Raw genomic sequence first — 16,873 nt, 5'->3', positions numbered from 1 at the left:
GCAATCTGATGTGCTGGACATTATGATTCTCCCTCCTAAATTGATAGTGCATCACCAGAGGCCTGATTAATGTTTGTGGCCTGGACTAGAATGGTTATGCTTTTTTCCGTGTTCGTGTTCGTGTTCGTGTTCGTGTTCGTTACGCAGTTTTGTCGGTGAAAGGCTGCATGTATTATCGTTTTGATCGTAATTCCAGTCGATTCCCACAGTTGCATGTTCTATTTTGAACTGCTCATAAAGTTCTTGTTTTACAAGCTTCACAACGTCTTTTACGTCCACATCTTCCTTGGCTCTTACTTCCAGTGTTGCCATCGTCCGACCTGAGGTTATTTGCCAGACATGAATATGACTTACGGCTGCTAAGCCCTTAACAGAACTGATTAGTCTCTGTTCCACCTTGTCTGGGGAGGCATCTTCAGGCGCTCCTTCTAACAGGATGTGCAGCGATTTTGCTAATAATTTCCAGGCACTACGTAAAACCAGTGCTGCGACAAGAACGGAAAGTATTGGGTCAATCGGTGTCCAGCCCGTGTAGTAAATGACAATAGCGGCGACAATAGCGCCAACAGAACCCAATAGATCACCCATCACATGTAAAATAGCACCTTTGACATTAACATGATCGGTCTCACCACGGGTCATGATCCATAATACCAATATGTTGACCAACAATCCTGCAATGGCAACGATCAGCATTGGGCCTGCCAGTATAATTGGTGGAGCTTGTAACCTTTCCCATGCCTCATATGCAATCCACGCCACAATAGCGAAGAGTGTCAGGGCATTAAAGAATCCCGCGATGACTTCAAATCGCAAATATCCAAAGGTTCGTTTGCTATCAGCAGCTCGACGGCCAAAACGGAATGCCGCATAAGCCAGCGCCAAAGCTACTGCATCTGTAAGCATGTGGCCTGCATCTGCCAGCAATGCTAATGAGCCAGAAAGTATCCCTCCAACAGCTTCGACCACCATAAATGTGAATATCATGAGGAAGGAGATAAGGACTTTACGCTCGTTTGCACTGGTTACTGCTGGAGTATGGTCATGCTCGTGATCATGTGATTGTGACATAGGGCCTCAAGCGGTTGGTTATACATGATGCCTTCAATATAACATATGAATATGTGTTCATGTAAAGGGTTTTTATATCCATTCCTTCCACGGCATCGGCATGTTCAAAATAATGCGCTTGACCTTCCCACGATGGTAAGCCTTAAGGTTGTTCTTTATCTGACCATAACGATGAGAAATACATCATGAGCATTCAAAAAAAACAGCATTCTAATGATGGTGAAACTCAAGTCAGCTTGCCCATTGAGGGAATGACTTGTGCAAGCTGCGTTGGACGAGTTGAAGCCGCTCTGGCTAAGGTTGAAGGCGTACAAAACGTAAGCGTTAACCTTGCAACAGAGCGTGCAGATATCCGCCTAAATGCATTCGTTAATCGTATGGCGTTGGTTGAAGCAGTTGAAAAGGTTGGTTATGAGGTTCCTCAAGCTTCTGTAGAGTTATCAGTTCAGGGCATGACATGTGCATCATGCGTAGGGCGTGTCGAAAAATCGCTCCGAGCGGTTAAAGGTGTAAAAGAAGCCACTGTTAATTTAGCGACTGAAAGAGCTACTGTACGTGGAACCGCAGGAGTTGATGACCTCATAACTGCTATCGAAAAAATCGGTTATGAAGCCAGCCTGGTTGATAACCAAAGCCAGAATAATGATAGTGCCGCAGAAAAAAAAGATGCTGAAAAGGTTGCGTTGAAGAAAGATTTAGTTCTGGCGACCGTACTTGCGTTACCAGTATTTATTCTGGAAATGGGGTCGCATGTGATACCGGGAATGCATCAATGGATAATGGATACCATTGGGCTCCAGGAAAGCTGGTATCTCCAGTTTGTATTAACATTGCTGGTGTTGGCTATTCCGGGGCGGCGCTTTTACCTGAAAGGTATTCCCGCGTTATTAAGACTTGGCCCAGACATGAACTCTCTCGTCTCCGTCGGGACTCTCGCTGCATTCGGTTATTCAATGATTGCGACCTTTGCTCCAGGTCTTTTGCCTCAAGGTACCGTCAATGTGTATTACGAAGCTGCTGCGGTAATCGTCGCTCTTATTCTTTTAGGACGATTTATGGAGGCGCGAGCTAAAGGTCGAACGTCTGAGGCTATCAAGCGTTTGGTTGGATTGCAGGCCAAAGAGGCGCATGTGCTGCGTAACGGCATTGTCATCGATATTCCCATTAGTGATGTAGCCCTTGATGACATTATCGAAGTTCGACCAGGTGAGCGGATACCTGTTGATGGTGAGGTGAGTGAAGGAACAAGTTTTGTCGATGAATCGATGATAACGGGGGAGCCTATCCCCGTCGAGAAAGTTCCCGGAAGCTTAATGGTTGGCGGGACTGTTAACCAGAAAGGAGCATTGAGGTTGCGTGCAACAGCCGTTGGTGGCCAGACGATGTTGTCACAAATAATCAGAATGGTAGAGCAAGCCCAGGGCTCTAAACTACCTATACAAGCCGTGGTCGATAAGGTGACATTATGGTTTGTTCCTGTGGTGATGCTGGCAGCGTTGTTAACTTTCCTTGCCTGGTTAACATTTGGGCCATCACCGGCCCTGTCTTTCGCACTGGTTAATGCCGTGGCTGTATTGATCATTGCCTGCCCATGTGCAATGGGATTGGCTACCCCAACCTCTATCATGGTAGGTACTGGGCGTGGTGCAGAAATGGGGATCTTGTTCCGTAAGGGAGAAGCTCTGCAGTTGCTTAAAGATGCCAGGGTTGTCGCTGTAGACAAAACAGGTACTTTGACTGAAGGGCGCCCAGTAATGACAGACCTGGAGTTGGCCGAAGGGTTTGAGCTTGACTTAGTATTAGCAAAAGTTGCCGCTGTTGAATCACGTTCGGAACATCCTATTGCCCGCGCTATCGTTGAAGCTGCTCTAGGAAAAGAGATATCGCTGCCAGCGTTGACTGAGTTTGATTCAATTACTGGGATGGGCGTCAGGGCTACCGTAGACGGAGAGCGCGTAGAGGTCGGGGCCGATCGATTTATGCGTGAGTTAGGCTTGGATATCGAGTATTTTTCAAAGACTGCGATACGCCTTGGAAACGAAGGAAAATCGCCACTCTATGTTGCTATTGATGGACGTCTGGCTGCCATTATCGCAGTCGCTGACCCTATTAAATCAAGTACGCCGATTGCCATAAATGCATTGCACCAACTGGGGCTCAAAGTCGCAATGATTACCGGTGACAATGCCAATACAGCAAATGCGATTGCGAGACAGCTTGGTATTGATGAAGTGGTTGCCGAAGTGTTGCCAGAAGGGAAAGTTGAAGCAGTTCGTCGGTTGAAGGAGTCTTACGGTAAGGTCGCTTATGTTGGTGATGGCATTAATGATGCCCCAGCTTTAGCCGTGGCAGATATTGGGCTTGCAATTGGTACAGGTACCGATATAGCGGTGGAATCTGCTGATGTTGTCTTAATGTCCGGCAACCTACAGGGTGTGCCTAATGCTATTGGATTGTCTAAGGCAACCATAGGTAACATCAGGCAAAATCTTTTTTGGGCGTTTGGTTATAATGCCGCATTGATCCCTGTAGCAGCAGGCCTGCTGTACCCTGCCTATGGATTGCTGCTTTCACCAATCTTTGCTGCAGGCGCGATGGCGCTATCCAGTGTATTTGTCCTGGGCAACGCACTTCGTTTGCGTCGGTTCCAGCCTCCGCTGGCAGAAGACTCTGAGCACTAAGAAAAGGGGAGCTATGAACATTGGTAAAGCATCGAACGAATCAGGAATCTCCGCAAAGATGATTCGCTATTACGAGCAAATTGGTCTGATTCCTGCTACTGGCCGTACCGAAGCGGGCTACCGTGATTATGCACCCAATGATGTCCATCGTCTGATTTTTATCCGCAGTGCGCGCGATCTTGGTTTTTCTCTTGAAGAGATAGCCGATTTGCTCAAGTTATGGAATGACAAATCTCGCCAGAGCGCCGATGTTAAACGTCTGGCACAAGAGCATATGGATGATTTAGAGCGACGTATGGAAAATATGCGACGAATGGCAGATACACTCAGAGCTCTGATCAAAAGCTGTGCTGGGGATGAGCGAGTTGAATGCCCAATACTCCAGACATTAATGACCGCTGATGCTAAAAGCCATCCCGGTAAGAGAGAAGGGGCAGTGCAACGTCGTTCTCGTGGTAACGAAATGGAAAAAGCCTGACCCCTTATTTTAAGGGCATGATGGCGTAGCACAAAGCTGTATGGGCTTGTGTTACGCCATCAGTCTAATCAACTTATAAGCGCACACCACTAATGCACACCCCCCAAGTGGTCAGTTGGTACGGTTAAAGGAAGATCACCATTCTCTTCATCAGCAGTCAATTTCTGTACTATCCCGCATTCGTCCACGCTCCGGTCTGAGCTGCAATAGTTATTAAGTTCTTTGAGTTGTATTTCCAGGGCTATTAATTCTTTAATACGATGCTGAACATGAGTGAGATGGGCACTGATTATTGCATCAATGGGGCCACAGTCTTTACCGTGATTATTCATTGCCAGTAGCAATGCACGTATTTCCTCATGGGTCATATCAAGAGAGCGGCAGCGTCGGATAAATAATAACTTTTCCAGATGAGTATTGTTGTAACGGCGATAGTTATTTTCAATATCTCTTAATGGAGCCTGAAGTAATCCTTCTTTCTCATAGTACCGAATAGTTTCCACCGGACAATCCGCCTTACGGGCCAATTCACCAATTTTCATGCCTCCCCCCTTATGCGCTTGACCCTCTAGTTAGATTAGGGTCTTTAATCGTCAGTATAGTTAACAGATGAGGCAATGAAAATGAGTGGTGGTGTAAAAAATAGCAAAAACCCTGCAGGAGACGAAGCGGCTAGTTGCTGTGAAACGTTCAATTTAGGGACAGGACTCCGGGTTAAGAATACTGGTGAATCACATAAAGCAAATGATCATGCACATGATCAGCAGGCTCATAATCACAAGAAATGCAGTGATGATCATTCCCATGAAGGTCATAACCATGAAGGCCATAACCATGAAGGCCATAATCATGATGCCCATAGCCATGGCGGCGAAGGGCATTCGCATGATGAGCATAATCATAAGGGATGTAACCATGCTCATGCCGCGCAAGAGCATTCTCATGAAGGCCACGATCACGGCCATGAGGGGGATTGTTGCTCCGCTGCTCCAGAACAATTGAGTAGCCTAGGGGGCTCGCAGGTTGTGGCTGGTGGATTACGGACAGAAATTCGCATTATGCAGATGGATTGTCCTGTTGAAGAAAATCTTATCAAAAAGAAACTGGGTGGAATGAGCGCTGTTAAAGAGCTTGATTTCAACCTGATGCAGCGTGTTTTGACTGTAACCCATACACCGGATTCGCTTGAAGCTATCATGGCTGCAATTCGCTCGTTGGGATTCGCGCCAGAAGTCTCTGATAATACTAGCGGCAAGAAAAATACCCAGGAGAAAAAAAAGCCCTGGTGGCCATTAGCTCTTGCTGGCGTAGCTGCTCTTGCAGCCGAAGTGATGCACTGGGCTGATATGCCTGACTGGCTAGAAGCTGGGTTGGCTTTGATAGCAGTGCTTTCTTGTGGTCTGACAACCTACAAAAAAGGTTGGATTTCGATTCGCAATGGCAACTTGAATATCAATGCACTAATGAGTATTGCCGTTACTGGGGCTTTGGTCCTTGGGCAGTGGCCAGAAGCGGCGATGGTTATGGTGTTATTCACCATTGCCGAGCTGATAGAAGCCAAATCACTTGATAGAGCCAGAAATGCAATAGGTTCCCTGATGAACCTGACTCCTGAAACTGCAATGGTCCAACAAGCTGATGGAACATGGCAGGAAGTTGACGCCAGTAGCGTACAACCGGGCAGTATTGTCAGGGTAAAACCAGGTGAACGAATTGGTCTCGACGGAGAAATCGTCAAAGGCCAAACCACCATTAACCAAGCTCCAATTACAGGTGAAAGTATGCCTGTCGATAAAATTGCGGGCGATGCTGTATTTGCTGGAACAATAAATCAGTCAGGCTCTTTTGAATATAAAGTCACTGCAGCTGCAAATAATACAACCCTTGCTCGCATCATTCATGCCGTTGAGCAGGCGCAAGGCGCCAAAGCAGCTACACAACGTTTTGTTGACCGCTTTTCCCAGATTTATACCCCCGTCGTTATGGGTATTGCTGTTGCGGTTGCTGTATTGCCACCATTGTTTGGGGCAGGAACATGGCAGGAGTGGATCTATAAAGCTTTAGTTATGCTTGTCATTGCGTGTCCATGTGCCCTGGTTATTTCTACGCCAGTAACGATTGTTAGTGGACTTACTGCAGCTGCTCGCAAAGGGATTCTCATTAAAGGCGGTGTTTATCTTGAGCAGGGACGTAAGCTAAAAGCCCTTGCGCTGGATAAAACAGGAACTATTACCTATGGGAAACCAGTACAAACCGACGTAATGGTATTCAATGGGTGGAGCGAGCGTGAAGTTCGTACTACTGCAGCTAGTCTCGCTAGTTACTCTGATCACCCTGTTTCACTGGCAATTGTGAATGCTTCTGCTGATTTGAAAAAGCAGGATGTTGACAGCTTTGAAGCGATTGTTGGGCGAGGTGTGCATGGCGCGATTACAGGTAAGGATTTTTACCTTGGTAACCTGCGTTTGACTGAAGAACACTTTAATTGTCCATCAGAGATTAAAGCAACAGTACAAAGGCTGGAAAGCCAGGGTAAAACAGTTATTTTACTCAATGATGGTAAGCAAGTGCTTGGGTTGTTCGCTGTTGCTGATACTGTTAAAAACAGCAGCCGTGAAGCGATTGAACAACTTCATGAACTTGGCGTTAAAACTATTATGCTGACTGGTGATAACCCACATACAGCTAAAGCAATCGCATCTCAGGTTGGAATCGATGAGGCTCGAGGGAATCAATTGCCAGAAGATAAACATCGTGCAGTTGAAGAGCATTCACGGATTGGAATCACTGGGATGGTTGGTGATGGTATCAATGATGCACCGGCTCTGGCTGCAGCTGATATCGGTTTTGCTATGGGCGCAATGGGTACTGATACGGCGATTGAAACTGCAGATGTAGCCTTAATGGATGATGACCTGCGTAAAATCCCAGCCTTTGTAAAATTATCCCGACAAACGTACAGCTTACTCGTGCAAAATATCAGCCTCGCTCTAGGTATTAAAGCCGTATTCCTTGTACTCACGCTCATGGGAATGGGAACTATGTGGATGGCTGTATTTGCTGATGTTGGTGCCAGTCTTCTGGTTGTGGCAAATGGCCTGAGGTTATTACGAAAATAAAGAGTTGGGTCCCTGAGTTCTTCATGGATGACAGACTCAGAGACCGTATTCTGGTTTGAATATATTCATAGAATATGGTTTGGGGGGAGAGAATGGACACCAGGAAATATTCTGAAAGTGTTGTCAAAGATATTTTGCAGTGGGTTGAAAGTTCATTGAATACAACCTTGCCAGTAGAATTTATTGCTGAGAAGTCTGGGTATTCACGATGGCATTTTCAACGTTTGTTTAAACAGACGACCGGTGTTGCGCTGGGTGAATATGTTCGTGCTCGTCGATTATCATGTGCTGCGATTGATCTGAAATTGACTTCCAGAACAGTCCTAGACATTGCACTTCAGTATGGTTTTAATTCGCAACAAACTTTCACGAGAGCTTTTAAAAACAAGTTTCATCTTCCTCCCGGTCGGTACCGCAAGCAAGGGAATTGGAATTTATCAGCGCTGTGTCCATCTTTACTTTCAGATTATGAGGAGAGATATGCCAATGTTAGTTAATGACCCCGTATTAATTTCTATGATAGAAGATCTGACTGATAAGTATAATAAAATGCAGGATTTTTTAATCGATGATGAACCTTGTATTGATATCGTACGGTCGGTGTATGAGTTGGAGTGTACAGTTAGTGAATTCAAAAAAAGAATTATACTTCAACATATTTCCTATTGCCATTCAGATGAATGTGATGACCCTGACCTGCATGTCGCCTTAATTGACAATATAAAAAACATACTTGACTATCTTGAATAATTTTACAAGAAGGGCATTAGGCTTTCTTAAAACCATTTGTGTTTTGGATGAATAAATATTTTTAATTCACTGATTTCCGTATGGTCTCAACCATAAAGAATATGATGGTAACTAACCCGGGTCAGTCAGTGCGACTCATGCAAGATGCTTGATGTGTATATCGTATAAAATCTTGACCCTATATCAACTTCATGGTTTTTAATGGAACCAAGTCGAGAGTAGCGAGGACGATGAACAGAGCAATAGGGGGAATCATCAATGGAACCTTGTTGCGGACGTTCTGCCTAGTCGCTAGAGCAAACAGAGGTCTCCATGATCAAGCAAAAAACTATCAAGAATATTGTTGAATTAAACGGTATTGGCTTGCATAGCGGTAAAACCGTTAACATGAAAATCATGCCTGCTGGTGCCGATAGTGGCATACGGTTCCGTAGAACAGATGTAACTCCTGTTGTTGATATTCAGCTCCGTGCCGATCAGATTCATGACACTATGCTGGCAACAAGCATTATCAACCCTCAGGGAGTTCGAGTTTCAACAATCGAGCATTTCCTTTCTGCGGTGTCTAGCATGGGGCTTGATAACCTCTTGGTGGAGCTCGATGCTCCAGAACTTCCCATTCTCGATGGGAGTGCCAGAGGATTCATAGACTCAATAATGCACGCTGGTTTGATAGAGCAGTGTGCGCTAAAAAAATATCTTCTGATAAAAAAAACGGTTTCCGTAAAAGATGGCGACAAATGGGCTCTTTTGCATCCAGACTCAAAGTTCTCGATCGATTTTATGATTGATTTTAAGCATCCCTTGATTTCTGCTGAGACTAATAGATTAAATATTGAAGTGTCGAAAGAAAACTATATTAGCGAGATTGCTGATGCCAGAACTTTCGGATTTGTTCGTGATGTAGAACTTCTACAACAAAAAGGTCTTGGGTTAGGGGCAAGTTTGAACAATGCGATAGGGCTTGATGAATATAGCGTTCTGAATCCGGAAGGTCTGCGATTTAATAACGAACTTGTGCGACATAAAACACTGGATGCGATTGGAGACCTCTTTGTATCAGGCCATAATATTATTGGCGCCTACCATGCTTATAAGTCAGGGCATGCATTAAATAATAAGTTGATGCTTGCACTGTTGAATGATGTCGAATCATGGGAATTAGTGAGTGTTGGTGAATATAAAAATGATGCCACTAGAGAAACCATCCTTTCTAAACCCAAAGAAGAGTGTTTTGAGTCATTAAGTATGTGGTCATAAGGGATATGAGTATGTTCGTCACATCTGGTTTTTTACACAGCTTATCTTGATGATTTTTTTCTTGACCTTACCACCACGGGAAGGTCTAGGCTGGATATCGACTAAGTCTTGATGAGCCAAACGGTAACCGTATCACTACGTATGCAAGGTAAGAGTGTCAGAAACGACGTCATTTGAAACTGGATCTGATATTAACAGAATACATTTTGGGAGGTAAGGATGAACATTGGTGATGCTGCCCGGTTATCCGGAGTTTCCGCCAAAATGATCCGCTATTACGAAGAGGCGGGATTAATACCGGAAGTTGCAAGAACTGCAGCCGGGTATCGGATGTACAGCGATATTGATGTGTACAAATTGCATTTTATACGTCGATGTCGGGAGTTAGGTTTCTCTCTGGCGCAAACAGGAGAACTTCTCTGTCTTTGGGGTAACCATTCGCGCCAAAGCGCTGATGTGAAAAAATTAGTCGAGTCACACATCCGCGAGTTGACTGTAAAAATTCAAGAATTTCAGCGTATGGCATCAATACTTACAACGCTTTCTGATTGCTGTGCAGGGGATGATAAGCCTGAATGCCCTATTTTGCGTGCACTGTATCTTGCAGATGTTAACGGTTTGCAGGAATCAGATTCTGGCCCTGAAATTACTTAGCCGCTACCCATATATGACAGTAATTTCAACTGAAATTACGCCCACAAAACAAGATGATATTAACATTAATTGGGTTAGTAATTCTTGGGTGAAAAGAAAGCAATGTGGTTTTTAAAATATATTAACTGTTTTTAGTAGTGAGGTTTACAATGTCAGATATTATTCCCGGATATTGCACACTTTGCCGTTCGCGTTGCGGGACGTTGAATGAAGTAGCAAATGACCACCTGATCAAGGTACGGGCCAACCCTGAACATCCTAATGGTAAGGCCATGTGTATGAAGGGCAAAGCGGCACCTGAGCTGGTGGACAGCGCAAATAGAATTCTGTACCCGATGAAGAGAACCCATCCTAAAGGTGCCGAGAACCCGGGCTGGAAACGTATAAGTTGGGAAGAGGCTATGTCAACGATAGCCGGACAACTGGAAAAATTTAAACGAGAGAACGGAGCTGAATCTGTCGCTTTCGGTTTTACGAGCCCAAGCGGTACCCCCCTCAGCGATGCAATTGAATGGTTAGAGCGATTTGTTCGTATCTATGGCAGCCCAAACACCAGCTATGGAACTGAAATATGTAACTGGCATAAAGACGTTGCACATCGATGGACCTTTGGCTGCGGCATCCCTGTTGCTGACTATTCCCATGCCGATCTTATCCTTCTTTGGGGGCATAACCCCGCGAATACTTGGCTTGCCCAGGCTAGTGCGATTGGTACTGGTCGAAATAACGGTGCAAAACTGATCGTCGTGGATCCTCGCCCGACACCTTTAGCGAAAGAAGCAAATGCCTGGCTTGATGTCAATCCTGGAACTGACGGTGCATTAGCTTTGGGGTTAAGCCATCTCCTGGTAGAAAGAAACCTGTTTAATCATGAGTTTGTTCGAAACTGGACTAATGGTCCTTTGTTGGTTCGAAATGATAATGGTTATTTTCTTCGGGAAAAAGATATTAACCCACTTGCCATCAGTAATCGCTATACAGTTTGGGACGAACACAACCAGCAAGTCACATTTATCGATTCCGAGACTCGAACTGAAGAAACGCTGACGCCTACAGCTGCACTTGAGGGTAATGTTGAAGTTGCAATAGCTGATGGTGCAAAAATTTCCTGCCAAACGGCGTTTTCATCTTTTAAAGATATGTTGGCTAATTATGACCCAGAAAACGTAAGCCGTATCACCGGGGTATCTGTTGCATCAATTGAAGCCGCTGCGAGTTTGATTGCCGGGGCCAAGAAAATCGCCTACCACAGTTGGTCTGGAGTGGCACAACACACTAATGCCACCCAAACAGAACGTGCGATTGCGACACTGTATGCTTTAACCGGTTGTTTCGATCAGGAAGGATGTAATCGAATCTATGCCAGCCACCCGGTGAATGTGGTTAATTCACCGACACTGATGCCAAAATCACAATGGGATAAAGCATTAGGTCTTGAAGAAAGGCCTATCGGGCCGCCTTCACAAGGTTGGGTTCATTCTCAGGATATCTGGCATTCAGTATTAGAAGGTACACCCTATAAAATTCGCGGGTTAATTGGCTTTGGTGCCAACATATTACTTTCACAAAGTGATACTTCTCTCGGACAACAGGCGCTTGAGGCACTTGAGTTTTATGCCCATGTAGATTTGTTTGAAACGCCTACATCAAAGTATGCTGATATCCTTCTGCCAGTAAACACTGCCTGGGAGCGCGAAGGCCTAAGAACCGGGTTTGAAAGTAGTGCTGCTGCTCAGGACCACATTCAGTTGAGAAAAAAAATGGTCTCTCCGCGCGGTGAAAGCCGTTCCGACCTTGAGATTGTTTTCGATCTTGCATGCCGGTTAGGAATGAATGAAGCGTTCTTCGACGGCAATATTGAGGCAGCCTGGAATTATCAACTAGAACCATTAGGTTTGACTGTTGAGATGCTCAGAAATAAGCCAGAAGGTTACGATATCCCGCTTGAGCATAAAGTCAGAAAATATGCTTTCAGAGACCCAAATAGTGGATATCTGGCAGGTTTCAATACAGAAACAAAACGTGCAGAGTTTTACTCTGAGATCCTTCATCGCTATGGTTACAATCCTTTACCTGAGTATGTACAGCCGCAAGAATACCAGCGCAACGATCCTGATTATCCACTAATGCTTACATCCGTTAAAAGCGGATTCTTCTGTCATAGCCAACATCGAAGCCTGACTAGCCTACGAAAAAAGCACCTTATCCAACGGTAGACATTTCGGCAGCTCTGGCTGACGAAGAAGGTATCAAGACGGGGGATTGGGTAGAAATTGAAACGAGAGCAGGTCTTGCTCGATTTAGAGCAAAAGTGGAAGCCAAACTCTCTCATGAAACTGTAATTGCTGAGTTTGGGTGGTGGCAGGCTTGTCCTGATTTTGGCAAACCTTCATACCCGGTTAAAGGTGAGTACAGTAGCAATTACAATAGCTTAATCAGCGGTGATAGCTATGATCCAGTCAGCGGTGCTTTACCTTTGCGTTCATTCCGCTGCCGCATTCGCCGCTTGAATGATTTTGAGCTGATAAGACGCCCCTGGGAAGGTCGTAAAACATTCAAAGTCATTGAACTGAAAAAAGAAGCAGATAATGTTACGACAGTTACCTTCCAATCGAATAGTGAAGGCTACTTACCTGATTATGAACCGGGCCAGCATATCACTGTTAGCTGTTGTCCGATGAGCGATTCTGAAGAGATCGTTACCCGGGCGTATTCGCTGACAGGCCCTGCGTTTGTTCATGACCGTAAAACCTATTCCATTTCTGTCCGTCATCAGAAAGCGACTGATGAGAAAGGTGAATATGTAGAAGGAATAATGTCATCCTACATAAACACGCATTTGCAGATAGGCAAGGATGTTGAACTTACGCCTCCTGGGGGGAATTTCATTGTCCCGCTCAATGCCGTCCAGCCTGTCGTAATATTTGCTGGCGGTATTGGAATTACTCCATTCATTTCCTATCTGGAGTCTATTAACCCCCAAGCGGAAGGTCCGGAAATCTGGCTTTTCTATGCTAATCAAAATAGTAGGCTACATGCGTTTAAGAAAAGAATTGCGGAGCTAAATGCGTCTATTGACAGGCTTAAAGTAATTAATATCTACAACCAGCCCCTCGACTGTGATATTCCAGGATTGGATTATGATAGAGCTGGTTATGTTGGTGCGGGAGATGTCGAGGCATATCTTATTGAGAATAATGCTCGTTATTACATGTGTGGTCCGCAGCCTATGATGGATGCGATATCCCGAGGGCTTCAGGAGAGAGGTGTACCTGCATTTGCTATTTTCTACGAGATATTTCGTTCTCCGACAAAAATAAATAATGATCCCTCATTACGTCATAAAGTAATTTTTGCAAAATCAGGAAGAGAAGAGATCTGGACCACGGATAAAGGTACTCTGCTGAATTTTGGAGAAAAACTTGGGATTAAAATGCCTAGTGGTTGTCGTGTTGGACAATGTGAAAGCTGTTCAACTAAGGTGATTGCCGGGAACGTGCAGCATCTGAATGGTGTGGAACCCTCTGATGAGGGTGCATGTTTGACATGCCAGTGCATTCCTGCCGGTGATATCACTATTGATGCCTGAGATAGGTATTAGCATCCTTTACATCAGGCCATTTTAGTGGTCTGATGTTATTCAATGGATAACGCTATGTTTTAAAGACATTTTTAATTATTTTGCGCCAATCCAACTCAATAACCGATTTAATGAATTATTTCAGTGCGATCTTCATGAATTTTTATCATCCTCCCCCTTACCTTCAAGTTACTGCAAGTCTTAGCCTGTAAGAAATTACTACAGTCACCAGTTTCGGATTGGCCGAGGAGTTTTAGTGAATGAAAGGCTTGCAATGATAAAATTGAAACTTCATTGTTTTTCTGCATCGAGCCTAAAAAAATGACCGGGTATCCCTGAGCACAAAACCAGCCATCCACTCGATACATACAGGAAACGCGTTGATAACCGCGCTGCCATGGATGCCATATTCTTCTTCCTCAGGACTGGTTGTCTGAACGCCACCGGGATATGTTCATCGAGTTCTGCACACCGGCGCTTTAAGGAGTGGCACGATTCAGGCATTTTTGAGCGCTTCTGGCAGAACGGTTTGCTTGCCTGCGAGCATCTGGACAGCATTGACTGGTCCTGGTTGTCGATGGACGGTTGTATGACCAAATCGCCGCTGTCAGGAACAAAAAACAGGTCGCAATCCTAAGGACAAAGGGAAACAAGGTGTAAAGCGCAGCCTGCTGACGGACGCCAGGGGGCTTCCTCTGTCGCTGGTCGTCGCAGCAGCGAACACGCACGACATCAAATTGGTTGCGGATACGCTCGATGCCCTTCAGGCGGGGCATCCGGGGGGAAACTCAGGCTCTGTCTGGACAAAGGTTACGAAGCTGGATGGCTGAAAACGTATCTGCAGAGTCGCCGTTACGAGCCACATATTCAGTCCCGTAAAGAGGAGTCTGACGCCAGTAAAAACAGGGACTTCAAAGCCCCTCTCTGGGGCGTTGAGAGGACTCATAGCTGGATGAATCGCTTTCGCCGGGTTCTGACCCGATGGAAAAAGAAGGCCGAAAATTACGAGGCTATGTTGCATTTTGCCTGTGGTCTTATCGTCTGGAATAAAGTCCTATTGAGATAGGCTCTTAGTTAATAGAATCCCGTTCATATGGTCTATCATATGCTGTATACAGATCGAGAGAGTACCACTTGCACTAAAATTTATTGTATTCCCAAAAGCATCAAGAGCGGTGACATTTATTTTCTCTGCACGGTATACAAAACGACTGGTTCCTGGTATAGAAAGACATTTTTCCTCAGTGATATTTTTTTCTTCCTTACTCTCAGCAATTACCGGATTAATTAATACTATTGGTTGCACCAGCGATTCAGGGACATCAATTACAGCAATCCTTTGGTGAACACCAACCTGGGTTGCTGTTAAACCTACACTGGATGTACCGTACATAGTGGTAATCATATCCTTAATAAATTGCCGGGTTATCGGTGAAATATGTTCGACGGGCATTGCAATGATCTTCAATTTGGGATCCGGATACTTTAAAACTGATAATAATGACATGCAAGGCTACTCTTTATTTAAATGGCAGTAAAAACGATATGTTTTAAGTCGGACCTGAGTGGAGAACCGGGACAGAAATAACTACCGGACTGACAGCCAGATATAAATCTTCTGCTGCCTGCGAACGTCATTCCGGTCTGTCCTGCTCAACAGCACAACAGACCGGAAACACTATATCAGAGAAGAGGAAGGGTATAACTGACTGTAACCCGGGTTTCATCCTGGTCACGCTGTCCAGCAGAGCCTTTTCTACTTGTGTCAGGCAGAGCGCTGCGCATTGTGGCATTTTTTACGGAGATGCCAAGTCCGTTAAGTATTCCCTCGGGGATAGTATAACTCAGGGCAATATCCCGTTCCCATTCCCCCTTTCGCCCATTCCCGGTATCAATATTATCGGCGTTCAGATAGAGGATACTTAGATTCAGCCCTTTGAGCCCTGCATCAGCAAAATTATAGGCGTACCGTGCCAGCCAGGTTCGCTCCCCCGCCCTGCTGAATTTTAGCAATTGTGCATCAGTAATTAACCAGGTGCTTGTTCCTTCTCCATCACCACGATTCAGATATGGAAAGTCACTTTTCCCCGTCAGCCACTGATAACCACTGCTCACACTGTGACCTCCAGAAGACCATGTCAACTGACCGCTATAAACATTGTTGTCCACTTCTCCCTTTGTGCGATTATTTCCGTAATAACCAGTACTTACATATCCGGCACTCCGTCCTGCAGCACTTCCGTTCTTTCCGTCTGCATCGCTGATGAATATACGAATATCTGATTTCAGGTTCCCGGAAACGATTTTCAGGTTATGTGCCAGTCCGATATAGTTTTGTCTGTAAAAATTATCCAGCTCACCGTAATAGTATGAGAGAGTCATGTCTTTCATAAGAGTATAGTCACCACCGGCGAAATAAAAACGATTACTGCTCCGTGAAGTGGGACCACTTCCATTGGCTCCGGCAATGGACATTCCGCGCATATCTGTGGAGTTACGTCCTTTTGTATGTGTGAGAACGCCGCCGGTCAGACTCAGATCGTCGATATCTGTTGATGATATTTGTCCTCCCTGATATGTCATGGGCAAAAGGCGGGCATCGTTGTATATAACGACGGGATTTTTGGGCTGAAGCGTTCCATAACGGAGTTCCGTATCAGATATTTTTGCCCTGCCGGTAACCCCCAGGCTACCGAACTGATGAACCGCTCTGCCATCATTGTCTAGCGGAAATACTGTACCGGGTTGCCGACCTGACGCCGGTGAGCCTGCTTTACCTCCTCCGTCAAGTCTGATGCCCAGTAGCCCCAGAGTGCTCAGTCCGAATCCCACTGGCCCTTCAGTATAACCTGAATCGTAATTGAGGATGAACCCCTGTCCCCATTCTTCCTGTTTACTGAACCCGTCCCCACTGCGATTATCTGTATTAATATAGAAATTGCGGAGTGTGAGATTGGCCTTACTGTCTTCAATAAAACCGGCTATCGCATTAGGGACTGTAACTCCCGGCATCAAAGCTACAGCAGATATTACGAGTGTAACTATTCTCATTCAGGTAATTCCTTTAGCTTGCCTGATATCAATATACGCGGTAACACGAAGGGAAAATGGCAGAAAATAATGAGGTATTTGTTTACCGCTGCACTAAGTACGAATCCAGTTCATATCAAAAACCATGAAGTGGCTACAGGGTCAAGACTTTTTTTTCAGACTGACTGCTTATACCATGGATTGGCCCTATGCACCGTGTTTCTGCTGGTTGTAAGACAGGAGACTTCCG

The 16,873-nt window shown here is 45.2% G+C and carries 13 protein-coding genes and 1 pseudogene; 10 read left to right on the top strand and 4 right to left on the bottom strand.

Annotation, left to right across the window (positions count from 1 at the left end; genetic code table 11):
* Window positions 1-66: 66 nt before the first annotated feature.
* Entirely contained in the window at window positions 67-1,071 is a 1,005-nt protein-coding gene (locus OGY08_RS08015; RefSeq protein WP_009654826.1) for a cation diffusion facilitator family transporter, read from the bottom strand.
* A gap of 185 nt (window positions 1,072-1,256) precedes the next feature.
* On the opposite strand from OGY08_RS08015, the gene OGY08_RS08010 reads away from it, so the two are divergent.
* Window positions 1,257-3,752: a heavy metal translocating P-type ATPase gene (locus OGY08_RS08010; protein ID WP_009654818.1), complete on the top strand. Its 2,496-nt coding sequence runs from the start codon at window positions 1,257-1,259 to the stop codon at window positions 3,750-3,752.
* Between the two features lie 13 nt (window positions 3,753-3,765).
* The gene (gene cueR, locus OGY08_RS08005) at window positions 3,766-4,230 is read left to right on the top strand and encodes a Cu(I)-responsive transcriptional regulator (RefSeq protein WP_016154433.1); all 465 of its coding nucleotides are present in this window, start codon (window positions 3,766-3,768) and stop codon (window positions 4,228-4,230) included.
* An 89-nt stretch (window positions 4,231-4,319) separates the two neighbouring features.
* On the opposite strand, the gene OGY08_RS08000 is transcribed toward cueR (OGY08_RS08005), so the two are convergent.
* Window positions 4,320-4,772 (bottom strand): Cd(II)/Pb(II)-responsive transcriptional regulator, encoded by a 453-nt coding sequence (locus OGY08_RS08000; RefSeq protein ID WP_009654812.1) that lies wholly within the window; start codon window positions 4,770-4,772, stop codon window positions 4,320-4,322.
* A gap of 81 nt (window positions 4,773-4,853) precedes the next feature.
* Here OGY08_RS08000 and OGY08_RS07995 point away from each other — a divergent pair, with 81 nt between their 5' ends.
* From OGY08_RS07995 to OGY08_RS07960, 8 genes and pseudogenes are all read left to right on the top strand, one after another.
* Entirely contained in the window at window positions 4,854-7,349 is a 2,496-nt protein-coding gene (locus OGY08_RS07995; RefSeq protein ID WP_016154432.1) for a heavy metal translocating P-type ATPase, read from the top strand.
* A 92-nt stretch (window positions 7,350-7,441) separates the two neighbouring features.
* Window positions 7,442-7,846: a helix-turn-helix domain-containing protein gene (locus OGY08_RS07990; RefSeq protein WP_071532327.1), complete on the top strand. Its 405-nt coding sequence runs from the start codon at window positions 7,442-7,444 to the stop codon at window positions 7,844-7,846.
* Window positions 7,830-8,099 carry a hypothetical protein gene (locus OGY08_RS07985; protein ID WP_223175622.1) on the top strand — a complete coding sequence of 90 codons (270 nt, stop codon included), beginning with the start codon at window positions 7,830-7,832 and terminating at the stop codon, window positions 8,097-8,099. The genes OGY08_RS07990 and OGY08_RS07985 overlap by 17 nt, the downstream gene beginning before the upstream one ends.
* A gap of 312 nt (window positions 8,100-8,411) precedes the next feature.
* Window positions 8,412-9,359 (top strand): UDP-3-O-acyl-N-acetylglucosamine deacetylase, encoded by a 948-nt coding sequence (gene lpxC, locus OGY08_RS07980; RefSeq protein WP_023302364.1) that lies wholly within the window; start codon window positions 8,412-8,414, stop codon window positions 9,357-9,359.
* A 219-nt stretch (window positions 9,360-9,578) separates the two neighbouring features.
* Window positions 9,579-10,013 (top strand): Cu(I)-responsive transcriptional regulator, encoded by a 435-nt coding sequence (gene cueR, locus OGY08_RS07975; protein ID WP_023336667.1) that lies wholly within the window; start codon window positions 9,579-9,581, stop codon window positions 10,011-10,013.
* 149 nt (window positions 10,014-10,162) lie between these two features.
* Entirely contained in the window at window positions 10,163-12,229 is a 2,067-nt protein-coding gene (locus tag OGY08_RS07970) for a molybdopterin-dependent oxidoreductase (protein ID WP_286565854.1), read from the top strand.
* A gap of 2 nt (window positions 12,230-12,231) precedes the next feature.
* Window positions 12,232-13,602, top strand: a complete 1,371-nt coding sequence (locus OGY08_RS07965) for a molybdopterin dinucleotide binding domain-containing protein (protein ID WP_353622338.1) — start codon at window positions 12,232-12,234, stop codon at window positions 13,600-13,602.
* Window positions 13,603-13,924: 322 nt separating this feature from the next.
* A pseudogene (locus tag OGY08_RS07960) lies at window positions 13,925-14,659 on the top strand (IS5 family transposase).
* On the opposite strand, the gene def reads toward OGY08_RS07960, so the two are convergent.
* Together def and OGY08_RS07950 are read right to left on the bottom strand one after the other, a co-directional pair.
* Window positions 14,648-15,100, bottom strand: a complete 453-nt coding sequence (gene def, locus OGY08_RS07955) for a peptide deformylase (protein ID WP_016154430.1) — start codon at window positions 15,098-15,100, stop codon at window positions 14,648-14,650. The pseudogene OGY08_RS07960 and the gene def overlap by 12 nt on opposite strands.
* Before the next feature lie 176 nt (window positions 15,101-15,276).
* Window positions 15,277-16,644, bottom strand: a complete 1,368-nt coding sequence (locus OGY08_RS07950) for an OprD family outer membrane porin (protein ID WP_016154429.1) — start codon at window positions 16,642-16,644, stop codon at window positions 15,277-15,279.
* Between the last annotated feature and the right edge of the window lie 229 nt (window positions 16,645-16,873).

The sequence above is a fragment of the Citrobacter sp. Cpo069 genome, from assembly GCF_030332785.1.
GTDB lineage: Bacteria > Pseudomonadota > Gammaproteobacteria > Enterobacterales > Enterobacteriaceae > Citrobacter > Citrobacter portucalensis.
This window is presented reverse-complemented; position numbering and strand designations above follow the sequence as displayed.

What these genes read in the sequence shown, in the direction of transcription:
- OGY08_RS08015 (WP_009654826.1), bottom strand. Translation starts at nt 1,071, where the DNA reads ATGTCACAATCACATGATCACGAGCATGACCATACTCCAGCAGTAACC.
- OGY08_RS08010 (WP_009654818.1), top strand. Translation starts at nt 1,257, where the DNA reads ATGAGCATTCAAAAAAAACAGCATTCTAATGATGGTGAAACTCAAGTC.
- cueR (WP_016154433.1), top strand. Translation starts at nt 3,766, where the DNA reads ATGAACATTGGTAAAGCATCGAACGAATCAGGAATCTCCGCAAAGATG.
- OGY08_RS08000 (WP_009654812.1), bottom strand. Translation starts at nt 4,772, where the DNA reads ATGAAAATTGGTGAATTGGCCCGTAAGGCGGATTGTCCGGTGGAAACT.
- OGY08_RS07995 (WP_016154432.1), top strand. Translation starts at nt 4,854, where the DNA reads ATGAGTGGTGGTGTAAAAAATAGCAAAAACCCTGCAGGAGACGAAGCG.
- OGY08_RS07990 (WP_071532327.1), top strand. Translation starts at nt 7,442, where the DNA reads ATGGACACCAGGAAATATTCTGAAAGTGTTGTCAAAGATATTTTGCAG.
- OGY08_RS07985 (WP_223175622.1), top strand. Translation starts at nt 7,830, where the DNA reads ATGCCAATGTTAGTTAATGACCCCGTATTAATTTCTATGATAGAAGAT.
- lpxC (WP_023302364.1), top strand. Translation starts at nt 8,412, where the DNA reads ATGATCAAGCAAAAAACTATCAAGAATATTGTTGAATTAAACGGTATT.
- cueR (WP_023336667.1), top strand. Translation starts at nt 9,579, where the DNA reads ATGAACATTGGTGATGCTGCCCGGTTATCCGGAGTTTCCGCCAAAATG.
- OGY08_RS07970 (WP_286565854.1), top strand. Translation starts at nt 10,163, where the DNA reads ATGTCAGATATTATTCCCGGATATTGCACACTTTGCCGTTCGCGTTGC.
- def (WP_016154430.1), bottom strand. Translation starts at nt 15,100, where the DNA reads ATGTCATTATTATCAGTTTTAAAGTATCCGGATCCCAAATTGAAGATC.
- OGY08_RS07950 (WP_016154429.1), bottom strand. Translation starts at nt 16,644, where the DNA reads ATGAGAATAGTTACACTCGTAATATCTGCTGTAGCTTTGATGCCGGGA.